This is a genomic window from Pseudanabaena sp. PCC 6802, from assembly GCF_000332175.1.
Taxonomy (GTDB): Bacteria; Cyanobacteriota; Cyanobacteriia; order Pseudanabaenales; family Pseudanabaenaceae; genus PCC-6802.
Genome location: NZ_KB235914.1, coordinates 2,349,792 through 2,374,727 on the forward strand (window position 1 = coordinate 2,349,792; position 24,936 = coordinate 2,374,727).

At 47.5% G+C, this 24,936-nt stretch carries 24 protein-coding genes and 1 pseudogene; 16 read left to right on the plus strand and 9 right to left on the minus strand.

Going from position 1 to position 24,936, the window contains the following annotated elements; genetic code table 11:
- The first annotated feature begins 2 nt into the window (after positions 1 to 2).
- A complete protein-coding gene (recR, locus tag PSE6802_RS0116310; protein ID WP_019501112.1) occupies positions 3 to 596 on the plus strand; it encodes a recombination mediator RecR in 594 nt (197 codons plus the stop codon).
- 175 nt (positions 597 to 771) lie between these two features.
- Complete coding sequence (locus PSE6802_RS0116315; protein ID WP_019501113.1) at positions 772 to 1,311, plus strand: YdcF family protein; 540 nt, start codon at positions 772 to 774, stop codon at positions 1,309 to 1,311.
- Between the two features lie 80 nt (positions 1,312 to 1,391).
- Here the strand turns inward: PSE6802_RS0116315 and hisG are convergent, their stop codons facing one another.
- Positions 1,392 to 2,045 carry an ATP phosphoribosyltransferase gene (gene hisG, locus PSE6802_RS0116320; RefSeq protein ID WP_019501114.1) on the minus strand — a complete coding sequence of 218 codons (654 nt, stop codon included), beginning with the start codon at positions 2,043 to 2,045 and terminating at the stop codon, positions 1,392 to 1,394.
- Between the two features lie 564 nt (positions 2,046 to 2,609).
- On the opposite strand from hisG, the gene PSE6802_RS0116325 reads away from it, so the two are divergent.
- Positions 2,610 to 2,894 carry an HU family DNA-binding protein gene (locus PSE6802_RS0116325; protein ID WP_019501115.1) on the plus strand — a complete coding sequence of 95 codons (285 nt, stop codon included), beginning with the start codon at positions 2,610 to 2,612 and terminating at the stop codon, positions 2,892 to 2,894.
- A 115-nt stretch (positions 2,895 to 3,009) separates the two neighbouring features.
- Positions 3,010 to 3,774, plus strand: coding sequence for a Uma2 family endonuclease (locus PSE6802_RS0116330; protein ID WP_019501116.1), 765 nt, complete (start codon positions 3,010 to 3,012; stop codon positions 3,772 to 3,774).
- A gap of 56 nt (positions 3,775 to 3,830) precedes the next feature.
- On the opposite strand, the gene cysK is transcribed toward PSE6802_RS0116330, so the two are convergent.
- The gene (gene cysK / locus PSE6802_RS0116335; RefSeq protein WP_019501117.1) at positions 3,831 to 4,784 is read right to left on the minus strand and encodes a cysteine synthase A; all 954 of its coding nucleotides are present in this window, start codon (positions 4,782 to 4,784) and stop codon (positions 3,831 to 3,833) included.
- Between the two features lie 21 nt (positions 4,785 to 4,805).
- Positions 4,806 to 5,252, minus strand: coding sequence for an RrF2 family transcriptional regulator (locus tag PSE6802_RS0116340; RefSeq protein ID WP_026103344.1), 447 nt, complete (start codon positions 5,250 to 5,252; stop codon positions 4,806 to 4,808).
- A 191-nt stretch (positions 5,253 to 5,443) separates the two neighbouring features.
- On the opposite strand from PSE6802_RS0116340, the gene ctpC reads away from it, so the two are divergent.
- Positions 5,444 to 6,727: a carboxyl-terminal processing protease CtpC gene (ctpC, locus tag PSE6802_RS0116345; protein ID WP_019501119.1), complete on the plus strand. Its 1,284-nt coding sequence runs from the start codon at positions 5,444 to 5,446 to the stop codon at positions 6,725 to 6,727.
- A 216-nt stretch (positions 6,728 to 6,943) separates the two neighbouring features.
- Here the strand turns inward: ctpC and PSE6802_RS0116350 are convergent, their stop codons facing one another.
- Positions 6,944 to 7,276 carry a hypothetical protein gene (locus PSE6802_RS0116350; RefSeq protein ID WP_019501120.1) on the minus strand — a complete coding sequence of 111 codons (333 nt, stop codon included), beginning with the start codon at positions 7,274 to 7,276 and terminating at the stop codon, positions 6,944 to 6,946.
- A gap of 239 nt (positions 7,277 to 7,515) precedes the next feature.
- Here PSE6802_RS0116350 and lpxB point away from each other — a divergent pair, with 239 nt between their 5' ends.
- On the plus strand, positions 7,516 to 8,691 hold the full coding sequence (gene lpxB, locus PSE6802_RS0116360) for a lipid-A-disaccharide synthase (RefSeq protein ID WP_019501122.1): 1,176 nt from the start codon (positions 7,516 to 7,518) through the stop codon (positions 8,689 to 8,691).
- Positions 8,692 to 8,731: 40 nt separating this feature from the next.
- Complete coding sequence (locus tag PSE6802_RS29285; protein ID WP_019501123.1) at positions 8,732 to 9,334, plus strand: pentapeptide repeat-containing protein; 603 nt, start codon at positions 8,732 to 8,734, stop codon at positions 9,332 to 9,334.
- A 60-nt stretch (positions 9,335 to 9,394) separates the two neighbouring features.
- Here the strand turns inward: PSE6802_RS29285 and PSE6802_RS32045 are convergent.
- Together PSE6802_RS32045 and PSE6802_RS33555 are read right to left on the minus strand one after the other, a co-directional pair.
- Positions 9,395 to 9,643 (minus strand): annotated as a pseudogene (locus PSE6802_RS32045) (protein kinase domain-containing protein); the annotation flags it as partial.
- A gap of 92 nt (positions 9,644 to 9,735) precedes the next feature.
- Positions 9,736 to 9,915 carry a hypothetical protein gene (locus PSE6802_RS33555; RefSeq protein WP_156815559.1) on the minus strand — a complete coding sequence of 60 codons (180 nt, stop codon included), beginning with the start codon at positions 9,913 to 9,915 and terminating at the stop codon, positions 9,736 to 9,738.
- 265 nt (positions 9,916 to 10,180) lie between these two features.
- Here PSE6802_RS33555 and PSE6802_RS0116375 point away from each other — a divergent pair, with 265 nt between their 5' ends.
- The 4 genes from PSE6802_RS0116375 to PSE6802_RS29290 all read left to right on the plus strand — a co-directional run bounded on the left by PSE6802_RS0116375 (position 10,181) and on the right by PSE6802_RS29290 (position 14,158).
- The gene (locus PSE6802_RS0116375; RefSeq protein WP_019501125.1) at positions 10,181 to 11,467 is read left to right on the plus strand and encodes a site-2 protease family protein; all 1,287 of its coding nucleotides are present in this window, start codon (positions 10,181 to 10,183) and stop codon (positions 11,465 to 11,467) included.
- Positions 11,468 to 11,559: 92 nt separating this feature from the next.
- The gene (locus tag PSE6802_RS0116380) at positions 11,560 to 11,916 is read left to right on the plus strand and encodes a PH domain-containing protein (RefSeq protein WP_019501126.1); all 357 of its coding nucleotides are present in this window, start codon (positions 11,560 to 11,562) and stop codon (positions 11,914 to 11,916) included.
- Between the two features lie 13 nt (positions 11,917 to 11,929).
- The gene (locus PSE6802_RS0116385) at positions 11,930 to 12,697 is read left to right on the plus strand and encodes an RNA methyltransferase (protein WP_019501127.1); all 768 of its coding nucleotides are present in this window, start codon (positions 11,930 to 11,932) and stop codon (positions 12,695 to 12,697) included.
- Between the two features lie 84 nt (positions 12,698 to 12,781).
- A complete protein-coding gene (locus PSE6802_RS29290) occupies positions 12,782 to 14,158 on the plus strand; it encodes a serine hydrolase (protein WP_019501128.1) in 1,377 nt (458 codons plus the stop codon).
- Positions 14,159 to 14,165: 7 nt separating this feature from the next.
- On the opposite strand, the gene PSE6802_RS0116395 is transcribed toward PSE6802_RS29290, so the two are convergent.
- The 3 genes from PSE6802_RS0116395 to PSE6802_RS0116405 all read right to left on the minus strand — a co-directional run bounded on the left by PSE6802_RS0116395 (position 14,166) and on the right by PSE6802_RS0116405 (position 17,280).
- Positions 14,166 to 14,729 (minus strand): thioredoxin domain-containing protein, encoded by a 564-nt coding sequence (locus PSE6802_RS0116395; RefSeq protein ID WP_019501129.1) that lies wholly within the window; start codon positions 14,727 to 14,729, stop codon positions 14,166 to 14,168.
- Positions 14,730 to 14,852: 123 nt separating this feature from the next.
- On the minus strand, positions 14,853 to 16,577 hold the full coding sequence (gene pckA, locus PSE6802_RS0116400) for a phosphoenolpyruvate carboxykinase (ATP) (protein WP_019501130.1): 1,725 nt from the start codon (positions 16,575 to 16,577) through the stop codon (positions 14,853 to 14,855).
- Positions 16,578 to 17,058: 481 nt separating this feature from the next.
- On the minus strand, positions 17,059 to 17,280 hold the full coding sequence (locus PSE6802_RS0116405; protein ID WP_019501131.1) for a hypothetical protein: 222 nt from the start codon (positions 17,278 to 17,280) through the stop codon (positions 17,059 to 17,061).
- 146 nt (positions 17,281 to 17,426) lie between these two features.
- On the opposite strand from PSE6802_RS0116405, the gene PSE6802_RS0116410 reads away from it, so the two are divergent.
- The 5 genes from PSE6802_RS0116410 to PSE6802_RS0116430 all read left to right on the plus strand — a co-directional run bounded on the left by PSE6802_RS0116410 (position 17,427) and on the right by PSE6802_RS0116430 (position 24,868).
- Entirely contained in the window at positions 17,427 to 18,575 is a 1,149-nt protein-coding gene (locus PSE6802_RS0116410; protein ID WP_019501132.1) for a coatomer subunit gamma family protein, read from the plus strand.
- Positions 18,576 to 18,579: 4 nt separating this feature from the next.
- Positions 18,580 to 20,850, plus strand: coding sequence for a MarR family transcriptional regulator (locus tag PSE6802_RS0116415; RefSeq protein WP_026103345.1), 2,271 nt, complete (start codon positions 18,580 to 18,582; stop codon positions 20,848 to 20,850).
- A gap of 123 nt (positions 20,851 to 20,973) precedes the next feature.
- A complete protein-coding gene (argJ, locus tag PSE6802_RS0116420) occupies positions 20,974 to 22,188 on the plus strand; it encodes a bifunctional ornithine acetyltransferase/N-acetylglutamate synthase (RefSeq protein WP_019501134.1) in 1,215 nt (404 codons plus the stop codon).
- 200 nt (positions 22,189 to 22,388) lie between these two features.
- Entirely contained in the window at positions 22,389 to 23,534 is a 1,146-nt protein-coding gene (locus PSE6802_RS0116425) for an ABC exporter membrane fusion protein (protein WP_019501135.1), read from the plus strand.
- Complete coding sequence (locus PSE6802_RS0116430; protein ID WP_019501136.1) at positions 23,531 to 24,868, plus strand: FtsX-like permease family protein; 1,338 nt, start codon at positions 23,531 to 23,533, stop codon at positions 24,866 to 24,868. Before PSE6802_RS0116425 ends, PSE6802_RS0116430 begins: the two co-directional genes overlap by 4 nt.
- Positions 24,869 to 24,936 lie beyond the last annotated feature (68 nt).

The window sequence follows — 24,936 nt, forward strand, 5'->3', positions numbered from 1 at the left end:
TCTTGTACACTCGCCCCCTAGCTCATTTAATCGAACAACTGCAACGCCTGCCTGGAGTCGGGTCTAAGACTGCGCAGCGTCTGGCTTTGCATATCCTCAAACGCCCGGACGATGAGGTAGAAGCTCTAGCAAAGGCTTTATTAGCCGCAAAACAGCAGGTAGGTTACTGCTCCGTGTGCTTTCACCTCTCTGCTGAGCCTGTATGCGATATCTGTAGCAATCCCAGCCGCGACGAGACCACTATTTGCGTAGTGGCGGATTCGCGCGATCTGATTGCCCTGGAGAAGACCCGCGAATATCGAGGTAAGTACCATGTTTTGGGGGGACTGATTTCACCAATGGATGGCATTAGTCCAGATAGTTTAAACATTCAAAGCTTGGTGAGACGTGTTAGTGGGGGTAAGGTAAGCGAAGTAATCATGGCAATTAGCCCCAGCGTAGAAGGCGAGACGACCACTCTTTATGTGGGCGGCCTACTGAAGCCATTTGTCAAAGTAACCCGCATCGCCTTTGGCATTCCCATGGGCGGCGATCTGGAGTATGCCGATGAAGTAACTCTGGCTAAAGCGATCGAGGGGCGGCGCGAACTAGATTAGAACTATAGCTATAGCCAATAGGCTTAGGACGGGGTGCAGGGGTTCCACCCCTGCGTGGGGGCTGCGCCCCCACACCCCCTGTCCTAACAGATCTGTCTACGGCTATAGATTAATAGACATTAAATGGCAGGGCTGTGGTATAACAACCAAGCAGTCTTCACACAACTGATATCTGATGCGAAATCCATTCAAAAAAGCTAAATCGGCAGTTGCCCTGTCTGGGTTGGTTGCTTTTGGTTGGCTAATTTCTGGTGGTGTTTTTCCTGCGACCAAGCGATCGCCTCAGGCAATCTTAGTCCTGGGCGGAGCGCCTTCGCGGGAGAAATTTGCCGCTAAGTTTGCTTTGCAACACCCCGATCTCCCAATCTGGGTCTCATCAGGTAGCCCTGAAGAATATTCCAACTACCTGTTTTCGGAAGCTGGCATTTCACCTAAGCGAATTCATTTGGACTATCGTGCTGTCGATACCGTAACTAATTTCACCACCCTGGTCGATGACCTCCAGAAACGACAGATTACAGACGTTTACGTCATTACCGCCGATTACCATATGCCGCGAGCGCAAGTAATTGGCAGTATCGTTCTGGGCAGCCGAGGTATTCGGATGTACCCAGTTTCGATTCCATCTACAGCTAAAGGAGAAGAACCGCTGAAGGTAGTGCGCGACGGACTGCGATCGGTTTTCTGGCTAGCAACGGGTTCTTCATTGCGGTAGGGTGCATTGGGAGTACGACGCAACGCACCTTAACTTCAACCTGGTGCGTTACGCTGCGCTAACGACACCCTACAATCGATCTATTTGCTAGCAGGTTCGGCTGCAATCGCAAAACGCAACTTGTCTACCAAAGTAGTTAAGTTGTCAGCATTAATGCGATAGCTGAGTGGATGCGCGATCAGTCTGGCCGTGCTTTCAAATAACACTTCGATCTCCTGCAAACCGTTTTCGCGCAGGGTTTTTCCCGTCGAGACCAGATCGACGATCGCGTCCGACATACCTGTAATCGGTGCTAACTCCACGGAACCGTACAGAGGAATCACTTCTACAGGCAGATCTATGCTTTGGAAATACTCGCGAGCGCAACGCACCGACTTGGATGCTATGCGACTGTGGGGTGGCAGATCGAGTACGGATTGATAGGGGCTGGCTTTGGGTACGGCGATCGACATGCGGCAATGTCCAAATCGCAAATCCAGGAGCCGTGCTACGTTAGGTTGTTTTTCTCGCAGCACGTCTTCGCCCACAATACCTAATTGTGCTTGTCCGTACTCCACATAGACAGACACGTCCTGCGCCCGTACGAGCAAAGCTCGAGCAGCGCCAGTAGGATCGGTAATTTGAAGTTGGCGATTAGAACTGTCTAAAAATGCGCTAAAGTCCAGTCCTATAGATTGGAGCAGAGCAATCGATTCTTTAAGTAACGAGCCTTTGGGCAGGGCAAAGACAATCATGGATAGTTGAAAATTTACTTATTCCAGGATAAGACTTTTGGACTCTAACCAGATCGAAATTCCACGAAACTGTCTTGTCGTAGTGCATTTGCAAGTTGTGACAAATCTTAAAACTAAGAGGGACAAACTTTTCTTAAGCAAAATCCAGATAGCTAAAGCGATATTGGCAAGATTGTCAGGCAGGAGCGATCGCCACTTGAATGCTATAAGCCTTGCAGTTAGGAGGTTTCAAGGTTTAGTTACCTGGAAGCTATGTAAAGTCGAACTGCTTTCAATATTAAAAAAATAATAACTATTTGCTAAATGCCAAGTAAATAAAGGAAAAAGTCCACATAACTTAAAGTTTTCACCTGTACACAAATGGATGGTTGCTATTAGAATAAATCCTTGAAAGCCCAACCCTATAGGAGTTTCACAACTATGGGGATGATTTTTCGCTAATTAACCCTTGGCAACTGCATAAAAGAGTTGCCTTTACATATTTTTGCTCGGTTTATGCCGTAAATTCAGCTAAAACGAGCATTTTCATACTAAACTCTCGATCCACTATATACGGAAGGCAATATGAATAAAGGTGAATTGGTTGATGCGATCGCCAAAAAAGCGAGCGTCAATAAAAAGCAGGCTGACGAAGTGCTAACTGCGACTTTAGAAGTAATTGTTGATGCGGTTTCATCCGGCAATAAGGTAACTTTGGTTGGTTTCGGTTCTTTCGAGCCTCGCGAACGCAAGGCTCGGGAAGGTCGTAACCCCAAAACAGGCGACAAAATGGAAATTCCTGCCACGACGGTACCCGCCTTCTCGGCTGGCAAATCGTTTAGGGAAAGGGTCAGCCCACCAAATGATTAATTGAATTGCTGGCAATATACAAAGCCTCCAACTCAGGAGGCTTTGTTATTCCTAGTTTCCAAAAATTAGGTGCGATCGTGTTAGGTTAAATCTGAAATGCTATTTATTACATGCCATGTCTGAAGCTCTTGCCTTTGACCTGGATATCGAAGATATCGTCACCGAAGATGATGAACCTGTGGACAATCTTGCCTCAGAAAAGCAGCAACGACTGCTGACAGAACCACTCTACAGCTATCCCTTTCAACCGCCTGACAGTGAAATATTTTTAGCGGCTGCTAATGTTGGCGTTTTTTACTCGACTCATCAACCGCCTTTAGTACCTGATATGTTCCTGAGTTTGGACGTGCAGGTCGCGGATAACTGGTGGGAAAAGCAAAATCGTTCTTATTTTGTCTGGGAATTTGGTAAGCCACCCGATGTAGCGGTCGAAATCGTCTCTAATCGCAAAGGAAAGGAATTAGACCGCAAGTTAAGAGACTATGCCAAAATTGGCGTGAAATATTATGTGGTATTCGATCCTAGCCATCAAATTAGTACCGCAACTTTACAGGTATTTCAACTACAGGGACGCTTCTACTCAGCCCAAGACACAACCTGGCTGGAGCAGGTGGGACTAGGGTTAACTTTATGGACGGGTGCTTATGAAGGTAAAACAAATGAGTGGTTGCGCTGGTGCGATCGCAATGGTCAGGTAATCCCCACAGGGGCAGAAAAAGCTGAAGCCGCACAGCAACAAGCTGAAGCCGCGCAGCAACAAGCTGAACTTGCACAGCAACAGGTCGAGGCTGTTTCGGCAGAATTGGACGCAGAACGGCAGAGATCGCAACGATTAAGCGATCGCTTGCGAGAAATGGGCATCGATCCAACCGCTCTATAAAAAAAGCAAACTGGGTAGTGCGTAGCACTACCCAGTTTGCTTGTACGATCGCCGATTCAGCTCAGCGCGACTAATTCGGGATCTTGGAACAGGGGCGTGCTGAGATAGCGTTCGCCAAAACTGGGCTGAATCATGACAATGAGTTTATTTTTATTTTCGGGTCGCTTGGCAATCTGAATTGAGGCATACAATGCCGCGCCACTGGAAATGCCAGAAAGCAGTCCTTCTTCCTTGGCTAACCTGCGTCCGTAAGCGATCGCGCGATCGTCGGTTACGGTAATTACCTCGTCAATTAATGATGTATCCATTACCTCTGGGATAAAGCCCGCACCAATTCCCTGAATTTTATGCGGCCCAGGTTGTCCGCCAGAGAGAACAGGACTGTTGGCAGGTTCGACCGCGATCGCCTTAAATTCGGGCTTGCGTTGTTTGATTGCCCCGGCTACGCCTGTAATCGTGCCCCCTGTACCAACACCAGCTACCAGAAAATCTACCTGACCGTCTGTATCCTCCCAAATTTCTTCGGCGGTGGTGAGACGGTGAATTTCAGGGTTGGCTGGATTGCGAAACTGCTGCAGCATGTAGGTGTTGGGTGTATTAGATGCAATTTCCGTGGCACGACGAATGGCACCACCCATACCTTCACTGCCAGGAGTCAGTTCCAGTTCGGCTCCATAAGCTCGCAACATAGCTCGGCGTTCGAGGCTCATGGTATCGGGCATTGTCAGAATCAAGTGATATCCTTTTGCAGCCGCAACCATGGCAAGAGCGATGCCAGTATTTCCCGAAGTGGGTTCTACCAAAGTAGTTTTGCCGGGTAGAATTAGCCCTTGTTTCTCGGCATCCTCGACCATGCTAATACCTATGCGGTCTTTGACAGATGCAGCTGGGTTCATACCTTCAAGCTTGACCGCGATCCGTGCTAAGCATCCCTCCGCCTGGGGAATGCGGTTTAGTTCAACGAGAGGAGTACGACCAATTAGTTCTGTGATGTTATGGGCGATTTTCATAGGTATTATTAGCTGTATTTTTTAGATGTAGTACATCGTGGTAGATAACTGGCGTTGCTTTTCCAGTTCGTACAAATCTTTTAATGTGGAGTTTGCCAAAACTTCAGTCGCCGCTTTTTGCGCGGTTTGCCATAACTCCCGCACAACGGAAATATCCGGAGCATCTGGGCTGTTCTGCACTTTACCAGTTACAGAAGATGGCGGATCGTTTCCCTCAATGCAGCGAACAATTTCCAGAATACTGATACTCCAGGGTTCTCGTGCGAGCAAATAGCCACCCTTAGAGCCACGTTGGCTGCGCACCAAACCATTCCGTCTTAAAGTGGCAAGTAGGTGCTCTAAGTAGCGATCGGGAATATTCCTTTGACTAGCGATTTGACGGCTCTGCAATGGTTGAGCTGCAGTAAAATGACTGGCTAGCTCCAATAAAGCTAAGATTGCATATTCGCTCTTGAGAGAAAGTTCCACTGCAGTTCCACTAAAGTCAGTAACTAGCTTTAGAAAATCATACCCCCATATTGTACTAGGAATTATGGACATACCTAGCATTTTTGCTCGCATCGTTTTATTAAAGAGATTAAACCCACATGGGCGTATACGCCATTAGGAACCTGTGCTAGATTAGCTGTGTAATCCTCGCACAGTCGATTTCACGAACAATGCTCATGGCAAAACGCGGACTTATACTAAGCACAACAGCAGCATTAACAGCAGCGGTAGCTGTTGTTGGGTTTCAGCTAGCTAACCCTAGTGCTGCTGCATTTAAAAGCAGCCCTAAAGAACTAGTAGACGAAGTTTGGCAGGTGATCAATCGCGAATATGTTGATGGCAACTTCAACAAAGTGGATTGGCAGCAAACCAGACGTAAATATCTGTCGCGTGACTATGCTTCTAAAGCAGAAGCCTACAGAGCTGTGCGAGAGATGCTTAAGACTTTAGACGATCCCTATACCAGATTCATGGATCCCGAACAATTCAAGAGCATGCAAATTGATACATCGGGAGAGCTGACTGGTGTCGGTATTCAACTAGGAATGGACGAAAACACCAAGAAACTAACGGTGATTTCACCAATTGAAGGTTCCCCAGCAGCGCGGGCGGGTATTTTAGCTAAGGACATTATTATCACGATCGCGGGCAAGAGCACAGAAGGCATGGATATTAACCAGGCTGTAGCTCTGATCCGCGGCCCCTCTGGTACCAAGGTAAAGTTAGGAGTGCAGCGTGGCGGTCGCACATTCGATGTGGAATTGGAAAGAGCCAAAATAGAAGTCCACCCCGTCAAAGCAGAAGTGCGCGACTCTGGCATTGGTAAAGTTGGCTATATTCGTTTAACGCAGTTTAATGGCAACGCCGCCAGCGATATGCGCAAGGCGATCCAATCCCATGTCGATCAGAACGTTAAAGGTTTTATCCTGGATCTGCGCTCTAATCCTGGCGGTCTATTATATTCCAGTGCGGAAATTGCCAGAATGTGGCTGGACAACGCCACGATCGTTTCCACCATAGATCGCAAAGGTGAAAGCGAACGATTAACTGCGAATCGTCAGGCTCTCACGGATAAACCTTTGGTTGTTTTAGTAGACGGTGGCTCTGCCAGTGCTAGTGAAATTCTTTCCGGCGCGCTCCAGGATAATAAGCGCGCTGTATTAGTCGGCACTAAGACATTTGGGAAAGGGCTAGTGCAGTCAGTACATCGACTTGGTGACGAGTCAGGGCTGGCTGTGACGATCGCCAAGTACTACACGCCTAATGGTACAGATATCAACCATTCTGGGATCAAACCCGATATTAGTATCGAACTGACGGACTCAGATCGCGAGCGCCTGGTTAAAAACCGAGATCTAATCGGTACAATTGAGGATCCTCAGTATGCCAAGGCTCTGGAAGTTCTGACCAAGCGCGTGCAAAACCCTCAACTGCCTTCTGTGAGTCGCAACTAAGCCCAATCTGGAGCAGGCTCAAACTTGATGTTGGGCGCTCCCTTTGCGGAAGGCAAAACATTGAAACCTGGTTTGGGCTTAAAAGCTGGAATGTAGCTTACAGCTTGGTTCTGGATATTTACGGCTATATTACACGCCTGGCAAAAACCTGATATTAACTAACAAAAACTAAAAGACGAGGGTTAACCCTCGTCTTTTAGTTTTTGTTACTGGCACTTAGTTGTAGCACTTCCAGGCATATGGATCTTTTTCATTGCTGGTGGCAGCGTAGGCATAGTCGCCGTGTTCCATGCGGCATACTTCATTCATGGAGATGGGATATTCCTGTGAGGGCCAGGCCATAAATTTGGTTAGAGGAACAAGACAGCGCCAGGAGTCGGCAGTGGGGGTATCTCCCATCAAAATTACCTTGGCACTTTTAGAGTAGGCATTCTCGCAATAGTAAGCAAGATCGAGTTCGCCCACTTCTGCAGCTTGTGATGGCAAGGCGACCGAGAACATCGCCAGCATAGCTAATACAAAGGCGACAAGTTTTTTATATAGTTTCATAGCTACTCCTTAGATCGTGGGTAAGTGATGGTGGTATTTGAGGGTCTATATACAGCGATATAAAGGTTAATGGCGGTTTCCCTGACTGCTACAAGCAGTAACTGCATAGAGTTAGTCGGTAATGATATTTCCCAAATTCGATCGAAAAATTACCGATCTCTTCATCTTTAGATCTGCCGATGTATGGGTTGTTTTGCTACGATTACAAGCTGGTGAGGAAGCATATCACAAACCATATAATGAAACGACGGATTTTTATTAGTACGGGTGAAGTTTCAGGGGATTGGCACGGTTCGATCCTGATTCAAGCACTCCAAAATTCAGCCCGGCAACGCGATCTGGAATTAGAGATTCTGGCTCTGGGAGGCGATCGCATGGTAGCCGCCGGTGCGACTCTCCTCGGTAACACCGTAGGCATAGGCTCGATTGGTTTGGTTGAAGCCTTACCCTACGTCTTGCCCACCTTGCTCGTGCAGTGGCGAGCCAAGCAACAACTTAAAAAATTTCCACCTGATTTAGTCATATTAATTGATTACGTCACGCCAAACATTGGCATGGGGTACTTTACCAAACGTCAGTTGCAAGTACCCGTAATTTATTACATCGCACCGCAGGAATGGGTCTGGTCGTTTAACGATAAGAATACGCAGGCGATCGCTGGCTTTACCGACCGCATTTTGTCGATATTTCCGCAGGAGGCAAAATATTATGCCGAGCAGGGCGCGCAGGTAAAGTGGGTGGGGCACCCGCTAGTGGATTTGATGGATCGCGTACCAGATCGCGCCACGGCACGTCAGCAGCTAGGAATTAGTAGCGAAGATTTAGTAGTAGTGTTGCTGCCCGCTTCGCGATCGCAGGAACTCAAGTACCTGTTACCAGTAATGTTACAAACAGCAAAATTGATTCAAGCCCAATTGCCTCAGGTAAAATTTTGGTTGCCGCTTTCTTTGGAAAAGTATCGCCCCAATGTTGAACGACTTTTGTCTCAGTATGGTGTAAAAGCAGATGTGGTTTCTCATCCGTCTCAGTTAGTAATTAGAGCTGCAGATTTAGTTCTGTCCAAATCTGGTACGGTTAACTTGGAAACTGCCCTTCTGAACGTACCGCAGGTTGTTATTTATCGTGTCAGCACCGTTACTGCCTGGATCGCACGCCATTTGCTACACTTCTACATTCCGTTTATGTCACCACCCAATTTAGTCCAAATGAAAGCGATCGTGCCGGAGTTTTTGCAGGAAGCTGCCTCGCCTGAAAGTGTATCCCAAGCCTGTTTAGAACTGCTTTTAAATGAGCGATCGCGGCAACAGATGCTGTATAACTATGCAGAGATGCGTAATTGCTTGGGTGGTAATGGTGCAATTGAAAGGGTAGCAACTGAAATTTTGGATGCATTGCCAGTAAACAACCTCAACTAGAAAGTCATTGCAATTTGTCAGAGATAAAAAGGGGTACAGGATGGAAAGGGCAGAATTTATCAAGCTTTATACCGCAGGTGTGCGAGACTTTGCCACCACTAATTTTAGCGGTCAAGATTTGAGTAATGTCGATTTCACCAATGTCGATCTCGGTGGAGCAGATCTGACTGGAGCCAATCTCAGCGACACAATCTTCGACCACACCACAGTTTTGAGTGGGGTTGATTTTCGCTATGCCAATCTTAGTCGGGCCAGTATGCAGGATCTAAATCTCGAATATATCGATCTGCGCAAAGCTAATTTAACCGGAGCAAATCTGAGTCGCTCTGAGATGAATGGTGCTGATTTTAGCAACGCAAACCTGATCGGCGCGCAACTAGTCGAAGCCGATCTGGTGGAAGCAACGCTAGTGGGGGCAGATTTAACTGCAGCAAATTTTCGTGGTGCCGATCTCAGAGGTGCTAATTTCTCGCAGGCGATTATGGTGGGCACGGACTTAACTGAATGCGATCTGACGACAACCAATTTCAGCAGTGCCGATCTCACGGATGCTAAGGTATATGCTTCTATCCGCCCGCAGGGTGAGGCGATAGACGATGTCACTTTTCCCGATGGCAGTAAAGTTAAACCCGATTGGTGGTAATAGTTGCACCAATTCTCAGTATGAGAGAGACTATCGCTTTTTAACCTGCATGGCGATCGCTTCCTTTACCGCGCCAAAATCAATCAGAACGAGTTTGCCATCAACCCGACGACGCATCAGATTTTGCGGTTTGATATCGCGATGGATAATATTTTGCCGATGCACGAATGAGAGAATTTCCAAAATCTCTCGCAATAGGTTTACGACATCGCTTTCCTGCCACGGCTGACCGGGAAGAATCTCAGTACTGAGGTCTTCGCCATCGATTAGCTCTTGAATCAGATAGAATTCGTTATTTTCTGGGAAGTATAGCGTTTTTCAATTGAGAACAGGTTTTATTGATAGGGTGAAGGGGTTCCACCCCTTCTTGGGGGCAACGCCCCCAAACCCCCTTCTCGTTTTCATCTGAAAACCGCTATAGGCAGAGAGCGTAAGGGATGCGATCGTAGTTTTTGACCGAGCCTGTAAAGAAATTCCCCTTCCTGTTGAAACAAGCGCACGATTTCAGGTGAGATCGCCTGTGGCTGCAACCGCTTCACCACGCATCTGGGTTTGGGGTTAATCGGTATATGCAAATCCAATGAATTTTACCATTTCGCCTCGTAGGAATGGCGTGGTTGCTTGCTCTAAAAGGGTACTTTTGGAGTTCCCCCCTTGATAAGGGGGGCTAGGGGAGATCTTGCATTTCAGCATTCAATGCGTAAGTCCTAAACTATTTAGGGCAGGGTTCGACTGTCTCGCAGAAAAGCCAATAAAATGTTGTTATTAGGATTAAACCTAAGGCATATTAGTTTGCACTAGTTTGCACTATAAAAGCTGGCACCAAGTAAAGGCTAAGTCTAATTTATGAAAGGCGGCATTCGCATCGGCACTATTTTCAAAATTCCTCTATTCATCGACCCATCGTGGTTTCTGATTGTGGCGTTGATGACGTTAAGTTACAGAACCGATTACGTTCGGTTGTCGCCAGATTTAGCCTTGCTCTTTGGCTTTCTAACTGCTGTATTGCTATTTGTTTCGGTTTTGCTGCATGAACTGGGGCATAGCCTGACGGCTAAGTCTCAAGGTATTGAGGTCAACTCGATTACCCTGTTTCTATTTGGTGGCGTGGCGGCAATTGAAAAAGAATCGAAAGATCCCTGGTCGGCTTTTAGCGTGGCGATCGCAGGGCCAATCGTCAGCCTTGCCCTTGGTGGTATTTTATGGGGTACAGCGCTGGCTCTAGCAGGAAATGGCGTGTTTGCAGTATTAAATCATCCTGTCAATCCCCAGGCTGCCACTAAACTGGTAAGCGATGTAGGAATAAATAGGGCGTTAGTTGGTTCTATGGCGTTTAATCTGGCGCAAATTAATCTCGTCTTAGGCATATTTAACTTAATTCCAGGTCTGCCTCTTGATGGCGGTCAGGTTTTAAAAGCTGTGGTTTGGAAAATTACAGGTAACCGCATGACTGGTGTACGGTGGGCTGCTCGTTCCGGTCAATTTCTGGGACTAATTGCTATATTTATGGGGGTTAACCTCCTGTTTCTGCGCAACGGCCTGTTCTACGGAATCTGGCCGATTCTGCTGGGCTGGTTCGTCATGAATAATGCGTCTGCTTACCTACAGTTCACGAATTTACAGGAAGCATTAATGGGATTAACGGCAGAACTGGCAATGACGCGAGATTTTCGGATTGTCGATGCCAAAATGTCGCTGCGTCAGTTTGCCGATGAGTTTTTGCTCCTGCGAGAAGACAAGGATATTCAACCTGCATATTTTGCTTCTGCGGATGGGCGCGATCGCGGTGCGATCGCACCTGAGGATTTCCGCTACATCGAGCGCAGCCAGTGGGAAAGCAAAACGCTGAACGACATTGCTAAGCCGTTTAAGTCTCTGGATGTTGTGGAGCTAAAGGCAAAAATTGTAGAGGTAATTAAGCTGCTAGAAGAAAAGCAGATCAAACGTTTAACTGTGCTTTCCCCCGTCGGTTCTGTGGCTGGCGTGATCGATCGCGGCGACGTGCTGCGCGCACTGGCACGCAAGCTCAAATGGCCGATTCCCGAAGCCTACATTCAACAAGTAAAAGCCGATGGTAAGTTTCCGCCAGATCTGCGATTATCGGAGTTAATCGCGCAGATTCCCCCCAATTAAGCTGAATGTATATATTGTTAAGGTGGGCAATGCCCACCCTACCAGGGTTTCTTTAAAAACCGATCGCTGAATGCTAAAAGCTAGAGAAAATCATGCAAATCTATGTATCGAATCAAGAGGTAAAAATTCAACTCAGCGGGACCGAGCGTTTCTGGGCGTTTCACATTGGTAGTACTATTACCATTCCTGTAGCGCATATCAAGTCTGTCAGTACTGCCGAGCCAGCTAGTAACTGGAAAGAAATTCGCGCTCCCGGTGCGTTTATCCCCGGATTTATTAAATCCGGCACCTACTACAGCGATCGCGGTCGGGAATTTTGGTATGTGACGAGGGAAAAGGACTACCTGATCTTGGAACTCAAGGATGAATACTATAAGTGGATTACTCTAACTATCGACAACAGCGAAGCTTTGGCTCGCCAAATTCAAGCGGCGATCGCCAATTCTTAAATTTCTAGCCTGCATGTTCGACGTACGCATTATTCTCGTTGAGCCAGCCGGAGCGCTAAATTTAGGTGCGGTGGCGCGGGTGATGAAAAATATGGGGTTGGCGCAGCTCTGGCTGGTAAATCCCCAGTGCGATCGCTTCAGCGATGGCGCGCAACACATGGCCGTACATGCCAAGGATATTTTAGAAGCAGCGCGGATCGTCGATACCTTACCAGAAGCTCTATTTGACTGCCACAGAGCGATCGCTACTGTCGGTCGAGTATCGCCTTCGGGCACTAATTTGCCATTAAATTCGTCCGATGGCCTGAGCTGGCTGACCCAGGTGGAAAGCAGCGCGATCGTGTTTGGGCGCGAGGATCGCGGCCTTAGTAATGCGGAATTGCAATACTGTCAACAGGTGATGACAATTCCGACGGCGGCGGTTTATCCTTCGCTCAACCTGGCGCAAGCGGTCGGGATTTGTTGCTACCATCTACGCCTGCTCTATGAATCACGCCATGAAGCAAATGAACCAAGTGCAAATTCTTTTGGCGCGATCGCTAGCCAAATCGAGCAAGATTTGGTACATTCAGCCTCCATAACTGTGGTTGAAGCTTTCTACGAACAACTGGAGGCTATACTGCTGGAGATCGGGTTTCTTTATCCGCATACAGCGTTCAGTAGAATGAGCAAACTACGCCAGTTGTTTAATCGAGCCAACCTCACAACCGAAGAGGTTGCTATGCTGAGAGGTATTTTGCGACAAGTTAATTGGGCTGCGCAAAAAGATGCCAAGCAATAGCGATCGATTATCTAAATGGTTAGCGAGTTAATAGTAAATGACTGTGCCGAACAGTCGAATTGCAGGATAGGGTGTCAGAAAACCATGAGCCGCGAATCTAGACTGAAACGACTAAAAGAAGGTAAGAACCAACCCTATGTCTCTATTGCCAGAGATCGAGTAACCTCCATTTCAGAAGGAACTGCACTGCGCGATCGCAAAATTCAACCGAATCAAACTCAAGTTGCGACACTACCAAAACCGCCATTAAAATCGCAGTCAAAATCTACATCGCTCAGGCGTTCCCATCTCACCCAATCCCTAGCAAAAAATATAGGTTGGCAAGTTCTGCGCTTGGTGGTAATTGGTGTCGGTTTGAGCGCGATCGCAGGGACATTAATCTACTTTTGGCAGAGTGCCGCTAGTCGTACTATCACGGCACCCATCGGCCATCAAGTCGGTTCCGACAAAAAGGAGGCACCAGATTCTACGGATTTACCGCTTAAGGCGGAGCTAACAGCGTTAACAGCAAAAATTAAGCAGCTAGCAGCACCAGAATCGGATCTATCGCTCCAAACGCTGGTCTTTGATGCAGATACGGGCGTTTATACCGATGTCAATAGTCGCAAGCCGATCGCTTCGGCTAGCATCATTAAAATACCCTTGCTGATCGCATTTTTACAGGATGTCGATGAGGGTAAAGTGCAACTGGGCGAGCAATTGGAAATTAGCAAAGATGTAATCGTTGGCGAAGCTGGCGGTCTTCAGTACGAACCTGAGGGTACAAAGATCTCAGCGCTGGAAACCCTGACAGAGATGATTGTCCACAGCGACAACACCGCCACCAACATGATTATGAAAAGGATTGGTGGTAAGGATGCGGCTAACCGTCGCTTTAAGTCCTGGGGGCTAAACTCTACAGTAATTCGCAATCAGCTTCCAGATTTAGAGGGCACAAACACCACCAGCCCCTACGATCTGGTCAATTTATTGTCTATGGTGGATAAAGGGAAATTGCTCTCGCCGCGCAGTCGCGATCGCTTGATGGATATCATGCGTCGCCCCGTGACGAATACGCTCTTACCCCAAGGAATTGCCGCCGATGCCCGCATCGTTCATAAAACTGGAGATATCAGATCGGTGGTGGGCGATGCTGGCATTATCGATATGCCCAGTGGGAGGCGCTATATCATGGCAGCAATCGTGAAGCGCCCCGACAACGATCAAAGGGCAAACGAGCTAATTCGTCAGGTTTCCAGAGCTACCTACGATTACCTCAAGACTAATAACAGTAATAGCTCGCCCAACTCAGTTAGTCCCCCCATCCGTAAACCAGCGACTAATCCTGCCAGCAACTCCATCGACAGCACCATTCAAGCTCCAGACACTACGATCGTGCCGCCAGAAACATCGAATGTCAACGATTCAGAAACTTCTTCCTTGGCGCGATCGCAGCAACCCGTTGTCAATACGCAACCCTAGTGTTCTGTTAGGCGTGGGATTTTGGTTGCGTGGCATCGGCTGGTAGCGGCCCCGTAAATGGCGATATGCGATCGCTCTCCAGGCGATTGTGAGGTAGTTTTTCCCCCGCAATCATAGCCGTGATGTTCTCTGCCATCACGGTATGGGGAACAACGCCGATCGCGTTGCCAACTACCATATTTTTACGATCCATAAAGACGAAATGGGGAATGCCATCAACCTTAAAGCGGGTAATTTCTGGCAACCATTTGTTGTTATCCACATTCAGCATGACGAAATTGACAGCGGAGCCGTACTGCTTTTGCAATGCCATGTTATCGGCAGCCATAGACTGGCAACTCGTACACCAGTCGGCATAGAACTCAACCACGGTGGGCTGGTTATTTGCTAGTGCAGATTCTAATGGCGTGGCGGCTTTCGCAACTGCCGCAAGGGAAGCACCGCTGTTTTGGGTTTGAAAGCCAAAGAAGAGTGCGGCAGCGAGGGCGATCGCGGCGATCGCGATTAACAGATTGCGCGCGCGATGCTCGGGCGTGCCAGTGGGAGTATTGTGGATAGGCGATGATTCCATAGGTAGCGATCGGCTGTTTTAGCAATTTACCTATAGTTATAGCAGCAAGCCACCAGGGAATAACCGAAAAATTAGGTACAAGCCCCATCCCATAAGGACGGGGCTTGCAACCCATTTCTTTGGTCAATCCGCGTTGGGGCCAGCATCGACGATGTCCTTGTGCGCGTGCTTAAAGCGCTTGAAGTTTTCTACAAATAGGCGAGCGAGGTGCCTTGCTTGCCTGTCGTATTCTGCTTTGTCGCTCCAGGTATCCCTGGGATTCAGGATTTGTTGAGGTACTCCCGGTACCGATTCGGGGATCGATATTTTGAAGATGAGATGGGGATAGAACGCTACATTATCCAGGTGACCGTCTAAGGCTGCCGAGATTGTGGCGCGGGTGTGCTCGATGTCCATACGCGCGCCCACCCCGTAGGGGCCGCCCGACCAGCCCGTATTTACCAGGTATACGGTAGAGTTATGGCTTCTGAGTCGATGGCCTAGAAGCTCGGCATAGATGCTGGCTGATAGAGGTAGAAATGGCTTGCCAAAACAAGCAGAGAAAGTCGCTTGCGGCTCGGTGATGCCGCGCTCGGTACCAGCCAACTTGCTGGTATAGCCGGACATAAAATAGTACATTGCCTGCTGCTCGGTGAGCTTGGCGATCGGGGGCAGTACGCCAAAAGCATCTGCCGAGAGAAAGATAATGGTATTGGGATGACCGCCTATACCCGGAATTACAGAATTGGGAATGTATTCAATTGGATAGGCAACACGCGTATTCTCCGTCAGGCTGCCATCGTCGTAGTCGGCAACTCTGGTATCGGATGCCAGAACGACATTTTCCATCATGGCTCCAAATCGAGTTGCTTCCCAGATTTCTGCTTCTTTCTCATGGGAAAGGTGAATCAATTTCGCATAACATCCACCCTCAAAGTTGAAGATGCCTTCATCTGACCAGCCGTGCTCGTCATCGCCAATCAGTCGGCGGTTGGGATCTGCGGACAGAGTGGTTTTACCAGTACCGGAAAGACCGAAGAACAGAGCTGTATTACCATTCTCGTCCATATTGGCAGAGCAGTGCATGGGCAGGACGTTACACTTCGTCATGAAGTAGTTCATCAGAGAGAATACAGACTTCTTGATTTCTCCCGCGTACTTCGAGCCACCGATGATTACCAATCTTTTGGCGAAATGTAGTGCAATAAATGCTTCGCTGTTAATGCCATCGTCATTCGGATCGCCGTGCAGTCCAGGAACGGCAATTACGGTAAAGTCGGCATGATGGTGGTGCAGTTCTTCGTCTGTCGGTCTGAGGAATAACTGATGGGCAAACAAACTCTCGGATGCAGCCTCGGTAATCACTCGCACTCCCTTTCTATACTTGCGATCGGCACCCACATAGCCATCGAAGATATAAAGATCTCTGCCCTGCACGTAGGAAAGAATCCGCCGATAAAGCCGATCGAAGTTTGCTTCGGAAATGGGAACGTTGAGCTTATTCCAGTGAATCTCTTCTTTGCTACTCGGTTCTTCGACAATGAATTTATCGTTGGGCGATCGCCCAGTATACTTCCCGGTATGCACGCATAAAGCACCATTTTCGGCTAGAACGCCTTCACCGCGAACGAGAGAGTGTTCTATCAGAACTGGCACGGGTAGGTTGTGGTAGACATGCCCGAGATTCTTCATGCCGAGAGCATCTAATCCGAAGGTCGAACCATGCTGTCGTTCGCGAATATCTGCGTTATTCAGATTTGGAGAATAATTAGCTTGTGGAGAATAATTAGCTTGTGGAAGCTTCTCTTTTACAGGATTTTCTATCGACGCGCGCCCATAGAAATTGCTGGCAAGATTTCTGTCGCTCATATTCAGCCGCCCTCTCTCATGCGATAGGTGTAACTGCCTTCAATTTCCACCTCAGCCACATATCGAAGATCCTTCAATCACCACTCAATCGATAAATTTTAAAACTACAATTTAAGAAGGGGAAGGTATCGAGGCAGTAATTCCATCGTTGCACATATTTAGCATAGTTATAAAAGATTAATTATTTCTTCCATGTTTGTAGCAGATAATACTACAATACGCAATTGTAGCTAGCAACACTATGATATTCTCTTGGGTGAGTCAACTATAAATATGCAATTTTTGCATTAGAAATCGCAATACATGCATTTGAAGTGAGTGAGAAAATCAGGTGATTTTAATACACCTCTTTAAACGCTACCAAATCGCAGCGATCGCATAATTTTATGGCTTTCTACTCGTTCGTGCAATTCTCCGCAGCCTCTAGTAATTTCTTACCCATTTCAATTGAGATGTACAAATCCACTATTGGCTAAAATCATCATCTGCCTTCTTGCCAAAGCAGTTCGTCAACTCGCTCTGATAGATCGGACATGCCGCTTTTTCCCATACCTATGCATTTGGGAAGTTCTTGCTTACTGAGCCAAAGATACTCGTCCACGATTTCTTGAACGACTTCTGATAGGGTTTTGTCTTTGTGCTTGGCGATCGCTTGTAAAGCTAGTTCTGTTGCTTCTATCAAGTGAATTACAGTTGGTTTCATATCTGGAGATGCTATTGATAATTGATATAGGTTGAGGACTGCATTTTTAGCCTTCTGCTTCCAAAAGTCATTTATTATAGATCCGCCTCGAATTATACGTTAAAAATAACGTATAATAAAAATAACGTACGTTGAGGATAGCATAAATGAAAGCTAATCCAGGCGGTCAAGTTGCGCCAAACGAAGTTGTGGGACGGGATACTTTGATTGCCAGCCTCTGGGATATTTTGGAGCGACAAAGCGCGATCTTGAGTGCAGAACGGCGCATGGGTAAAACCAGCATCATCAAAAAAATGGAGGCAGAGCCTCCAGAAAACAAATTGCCAATCTTCCGAGATCTCGAACATGTTGGCTCGCCCTTAGAGTTTGTGGAAGCAGTACTGCAGGATGTAGAAGAGTATTTGAGCAAGAAGCAAAAGGTAGCAAACCGAACTCGCCAACTACTGCAAGATTTGCGTGGTTTGGAGGTCAAGGGCTTTAAGCTACCTCAAGAGATTGCGTCAGATTGGAAAAAAATCCTTAAGGCAGTCATTGATGACCTGGTTACCAACCAGGAACGCCAGGTAATTTTGCTGTGGGATGAAGTGCCGTATATGCTGGACAAAATCGGCAATGTGGCAGCAATAGAGGTGTTGGATACACTACGATCGCTCCGCCAAACCTATCCAGATGTGAGGATGGTGTTTACAGGTTCGATTGGGTTGCATCATGTCGTGAACGAGCTAAAACAAAAGGGCTATGCCAACGAACCAACTAACGACATGTATCCTGTTGATGTTCCACCCCTATCCGAAGAGGATGCAACTGCACTAGCTAGCGAACTACTGGAAGGAGAAAAGATTCCTACGGCAAATCTTCAGGAGGTAGCAGCAGCGATCGCTCGATCTGTAAGCTGCATTCCCTTTTACATCCACCATCTGATTGCTAGATTAAAAATGAGAAACGATACAGTTGAACCTACAACAGTACTTGAAGTGGTAGGCGATTGCCTGCTCGACCCGCTCAATCCCTGGAAAATGGAACATTATCGCGATCGCATCACGAACTACTATGACAGCGATCGACAAGCTTATGCGCTCAACCTGCTGGATATTTTGTCAAATGCTGAGCGAGCTTTATCGTTTGACGATCTGTTTGCCAGCCTTAGACTCGAACCGCAAACGCAGGACAGAGAAATAGCGAAGGATGTCTTAAGGCTTTTAGGCAAGGATTACTATATCGTTCGGCAGAAAGATCTGAAATATAGTTTTCGCTATCCACTCATTCAGCGGTATTGGCAATTTTTGAGAGGTTAGGCTGATGAAAAACACATTCCTCTCAAGATTTACGCCCAGCATGATGTCGCCAGAAGCTCTGGAGGCGATCTTCGTGCAAAGACATCAGTTAGTAGAAGAACTAATCGATGCAATTCGGACTAGCGCGCTGACTGCAAATAAGCATTTTCGGCTCTTAGTGGGTGGGCGAGGTATGGGTAAAACGCATACAATTGCCCTGATTTACCACCGCATCGCAGCGATGGCAGACTTGAGAGACAAATTACTAATCGCATGGCTGAGAGAGGAAGAATGGGGTGTTTCGTCTTTTTTGGATTTACTATTGCGGATATTTCGCGCCCTCGAACAAGCTTATCCAGATGAGTATAAATCTAAGCTAAAGCAGAAAGTTGAGGAGCTTTATCAGTTTCCAGAACAGGCACAATATAGGGCAGAAAAGTTATTGCGCGAATTTGCAGGCGATCGCGTTTTGCTACTGTTAATGGAAAATTTAGACGATATTTTTGCAGGTTTAGGGGATATCGGCCAAAAGCAACTGAGAGCTTATATCCAGAATAATTCGTTTATCACTATTTTAGCAACGACGCAGAGTTTATTTCATGGCGTTACGCACAAAGATTCCCCTTTCTATGGGTTTTTCTATCCCCACCACTTAGAGGAGCTTAGTTTGGAAGATGCCGTCACTTTATTACAACACATCGCTAAGTTAGAGGAGGATAAAGAATTAGAATCATTCATCCAAAGTAGGGCAGGACATAATCGCATTAAAACCATCCATTATCTTGCAGGAGGAAATCACCGCGTCTATGTCATCTTTGCCGAATTCCTGACGCGAAAATCGCTAGATGAGTTGGTGGAACCATTCATGAAAACTTTGGACGAACTGACTCCCTATTATCAAGCTCGAATGGCGTGGTTATCGCAACAGCAGAGGAAAATCGTTGAGTTTCTATGCGATCGCCGCCATCCCGTCCCCGTCAAAGAAATAGCACTGCGTTGCTTTATCAGCCACCAAACCGCATCGAGCCAACTAAAGGATTTACGCGACAAGGGATATGTCAGAGCTGAAACAATTGGTCGCGAATCTTTTTACGAACTGCGAGAAGTTTTAATGCGCTTTTGCCTTGAAGTCAAGAAGCAACGCGGAGAGCCAATATCTTTATTCGTAGATTTTTTGCGCAGTTGGTATACGCAGGATGAGCTGCAACAGAGATTGGAAAGATTGAGCATGAAAAATGCCGAACGTCAGTTGGAGTGCGATTATATCAAGATGGCACTTCAAGAAAGGGAAGAGAAAAAAGAAGATCCTCGCATAGCAGCTTACAAGCGAGAATATCAAAATTGCTACGATAAAGAAAATTATGAAATGGCGCTGCAAAATGCTGAAAAACTGATAGGACTTCGAGGCGATCTTGAGGACTGGCTGTGTAAAGGAGCTAGTTTGGCGTTTCTCCATCAATGGAAGGAGACCTTAGCGTTTTGTTCGCAAGCGATCGAACTTTACCCAAATGAGCAGCTTTTTTGGACAATCCAAGCATGGTCATTGGATAAACTGCAATACTATGATGAGGCTTTGTCCTCTTGGGATAAAGCAATCGAACTTACCCCAGCCGATTCACGGTTATGGATGTTTCGGGGCCATGAACTGAGTAACATGCAACGCTATGAAGAAGCTTTGTCATCATACGATTGTGCGATTGAAATCAACCTTAATTATAGTTGGGCTTATTCGTCACGGGGCTTTTTGCTAAGAAAATTACAACGTTATGAGGAAGCTTTAGCTGCTTTTAATAAATCCATAGAACTAGGATGTATCGAATCTCTAGTTTTCCTTGAATGCGCTATTGTATTGTTAGAATTAAATCGCTGGGATGAGGGAATCCAAGCGTTAAATCTTCTAAGTGATGAAGATATAAAAATAATGGATATATACCTCATTATTCAAAAGCTATTTGATAGTAAGCATGATGCGTCATTTTGGCAAAATCGGATTCAAACACTCATCGAACTGTACGACAACCACCAGATTACCTCAGCATTAGGCCAAGGGATCGTCCATAATATTCCCACATTGATGTCAGAGATGGTCAGCGATAAAACTGCTCGGACATGGTTGGAAGTATGGCAAGAATTAACGGGCGATCGCCCCGAATTTCAAATTCCTTTGCGCCTGCTCAATGCGGCTGTGCGCTACCGAGAGACAAAGGGCGATCGCCGCGTTTTGTTAGAGCTTCCCATTGAGGAACGTAACTTGCTAGAACCTTTGCTGAAACAAGCGGAGTCGAAGCCAACCTGATGCCGATCGCAAATTTCCAGTGCTTTTGCCCAGATTGTAGATACGGTAGCAAAAAATAACTAATCGTTGCGATCGCAATGCCATAATGCTGTTTGTCGTATTTCAGTGGGTGTGGCAAAGCATATGGCAGATTGGCATGAAATTCCTGGCGGGGTGACGGCAGCGAAGGGCTATAAGGCTACGGGAATTAAAGCTGGGCTGAAACCATCGGGTGCTCCGGATCTGGCACTGATTAGTTCCGACGCGAGCGCGATCGCGGCGGGGGTGTTTACAACTTCGCAGGTTAGAGCCGCTTGCGTGGATTTTAACTTGCAAGTATTGCAGTCCAGCACAATGGTACGCGCAATTTTGTGTAATGCCGGGCAGGCCAATGCCAGTACGGGCGATGAAGGCTGGCGCAATGCCGTCGAGACGGCGGAACTGGTGCAGAAAACCATGGGTATAACCGATGCCGTCCTGGTGGCATCTACAGGCGTAATTGGCAGGCAGTTAGACATGGATCGGATGCGAGCGGGGATTCCACAGGCGATCGCCGCCCTGGCACCCGATGGCAGCGATGCCGCATCGAAGGCGATCGTCACTACGGATCTGGTGACAAAATCATTTGCGCTCGAAGCTACGTTTGACGGGCAGCCAGTTCGGGTTGGCGGTATCTGCAAGGGTTCGGGCATGATCCACCCAAATATGGCAACGATGCTGGCATTTGTCACCTGCGATGCGGCGGTGTCGCCCGTCCTGTGGCAGTCGATGGTGAGTCGCGCCGCCGAGCAAAGCTTTAACCAAATTACCGTCGATGGCGATACCAGCCCCAACGATATGTTACTGGCACTCAACAACGGACAGTCCCTCACGGCTGGGATTACGGATGCAAATTCCCCCGCCGCCCAAAGGCTAGAAGCAATGCTGACCGAAGTCTGCGTTCAACTTGCCAAAGCGATCGCTCGCGATGGTGAAGGCGCTACCTGTCTGATTGAAATTAACGTCACTGGTGCGGGCGATCGCGCCGCCGCCCGAGCGATTGCCCGCACGATCGCCGGTTCGTCATTGGTGAAATCCGCTGTATTTGGACGCGATCCCAACTGGGGTAGAATTGCCGCCGCCGCTGGGAGGGCGGGTGTAAAGTTTGATAAAAACCAACTAAATATTCAACTGGGCGACTTTGTGATGATGGCGGACGGCGTACCGCAAGAATTTGACCGCGATGCCGCTAGTAATTATCTGAAAAGCGATACCGTTGCGATCGGGGTTAGTGTCGGTAACGGGCCTGGCAGGGGCACGGCCTGGGGCTGCGATCTAAGCTATGATTACGTCAGAATCAACGCAGAATATACGACTTAGGAGCAGTTAGCTTGCAGCGCTCAGCGGTCGGCCTTTTAACGTTGGGGCTGTAGGCGGTGAAATTCTTAGCTGCGTTCGTGTCTTGGCAAACTGCTATAGCAGCACTGTTGGAGGAAAATACCATAAAGGGTGAGTTCAGCCCGTGGTGAAAGTAATAAAATTTAATACTAAAGTTATGACAATAGTGAGACGAAAAGCTGATGGAGACTAAGCTTGAGACTAAGCCCAAACAATCGGGAGCAAAAATCCCAAATTATTGGGTTATATCTCTAATCGTTCTTGGCACTGCTCTATTGGGATTTAGTGCTTACTATGCCATCACCAGGGCGGGTAATGCTTCGCAAACAGCGCCAGCCACTTTACCAGTATCAGAGCCTAAAACTCCACCGGCAGTCAGCGCCCTCGGGCGTTTAGAACCGCAAGGAGAAACGATTAAAGTTGCCCCCCCATCTGCGCTTGGCAGCTCCCGCATTAGCAGGTTGTTGGTAAAAGAAGGGGATCGAGTACAAAAGGATCAGGTAATTGCGCTCCTGGACAGCTACGAGCGGACACTAGCAGCCGTCAAGCAAGCTGAAAGTCAAGTTGCCGTGCGGCAGAGCATTGTGGAGCAAGTCAAGGCTGGAGCTAAAACAGGCGATATCGAAGCCCAGAGAGCTAACATGATGTCCAGAAAAGCTAATTTAGCGCGCTGGCAAAATGAGCTGGAAATTGCTAAAAGCGACTTGCAGCGTTACGAGATGCTGGTTAAAGATGGAGCGGCTTCCGAGTTTCAGCGCGACAGTTACATGCTGAAAGTAAAAAGTTTGACCGGTCAGATCGCTCAAGCAAATGAAGATATCGCTCAAGCTGAAAATCTACTGAACAGCGTTGCAGAAGTGAGACCCACAGATGTGAGGGTGGCAGAAGCCCAACTGGCAAGCGCGATCGCCGATCTGGAAAAAGCAAAAGCCGATCTAGTCCTGACCGCAGTCAGGGCACCAATTGCCGGGCAAGTCCTCAAAATACATGCTAAATCCGGCGAAGCGGTTAACACTAACAATGGCGTACTTGAGCTAGGCAACACCAGCCAGATGTACGTGGTGGCTGAAGTTTATGAAACTGATATTGGCAAGGTAAAGGTAGGGCAGAGGGCTACAATTACCAGTGAAGTAATTGATGGTGAAATAACTGGCAAAGTCGAGCACATCGGTTTGCGAATTGCTAAAAATGATGTACTTGGAACCGATCCAGCCGCCAAAACTGATGTCAGAGTAATTGAAGTCAGAATCAAACTAGACGATAGCGCTAAGGTCTCTAATCTCACCAATCACCAGGTCAAAGTCAAGATCGAGGTTCTGAAGTCATGATTTTTGCCGTCCCGCTTGCCTGGTTGCAACTCACTTATGAAAAAAGTCGCTTACTAGTAGCGATCGCTGGTATCACGTTCGCGGTGATTTTGATGTTCATGCAGATCGGATTCCAGGATGCCCTATTTAGAAGTGCAATCCGCTTGCAAAGCAACTTAAAGGGCGATCTAGTCTTAATCAGCCCTCAATCCACTAACTTAGTTGGGATGAGGAATTTTTCTAAGCGCCGTCTGTATCAAGCCGCTGGCATTGAAGGTGTCAAAGCGATTCACAATCTCTATATTGGGCTGGCAGCTTGGAAAATTAAGGAGAGTCCGTCTGGGCAAACCCGAAATATTCTCGTATTGGGAGCCGATCCCAATTCCGATGTATTCAAATTGCCCGGAGTCAGTAGGGAAAATCTCGAGCAAATCAGATTGGAAGATGTCGTGCTATTCGATCGCGACTCTCGCCCTGAGTTTGGCCCGATTGTGAAAGAATGCGGCGCGGATGCAAGTTTGGAGGACTTTACCTGCCATAAGCCGGTTTTTCGGGAAGTTGCGAACCGTCGCTTGAAAATTGGCGGCATGTTTAGAATGGGTTCTTCTTTTGGTGCCGACGGTACGATAATCACCAGCGAAACCAACTTCCTGCGCATCTTTGACAATCGCAGAGAAGGACTGATTAACGTTGGCATTATTGAACTCAAACCTGGTACCTCCCCATATGAGGTCATGAAACAATTCATCGCTTTGCTCCCAGGCGAAGAGGTGCTTTTAGCCAAAGAGAATTTTACGCCAGATAATCAGCGCATTCGAGAAGTAGCATCCGATAAGACCAGAGTTACAATTAGCAAAAAAGATCTGACAATTGCGGACATCAAAAAGGCAGGCGACCTGGTTGATGATGATATCAGAATCCTGACGATGGATGGCTTCATCAATTTTGAGAGATCCTATTGGCAGCGCAGCACGGCGATCGGCTTTATCTTCACGCTCGGCACGATCATGGGCTTCATCGTCGGCATCGTGATTGTCTACCAGATCCTTTACACCGATGTATCCGATCACATGGCGGAATACGCCACCCTAAAAGCAATGGGATACAGCAATTTCTATTTATCTAAAGTCGTACTCCAGGAAGCGTTCGTGCTTTCCATTCTGGGTTTTATACCCGGTTTAATTGTATGTATTGGCTTATATGCGCTCACGCGCAATGCCACGCGCTTACCGCTCGATATGACCTTAGAACGAGGTATTCAGGTTTTGATCCTAACAACGATCATGTGTATCATTTCCGGTGCAATATCTCTGCGTAAGGTACAATCTGCCGATCCAGCCGAAATATTCGCCTAGTCTGTGTTGCACGCGATCGCCTTAGCAACGAGCAACCGATCGCGCCCAGTTAGTGCTAAAAATAACTA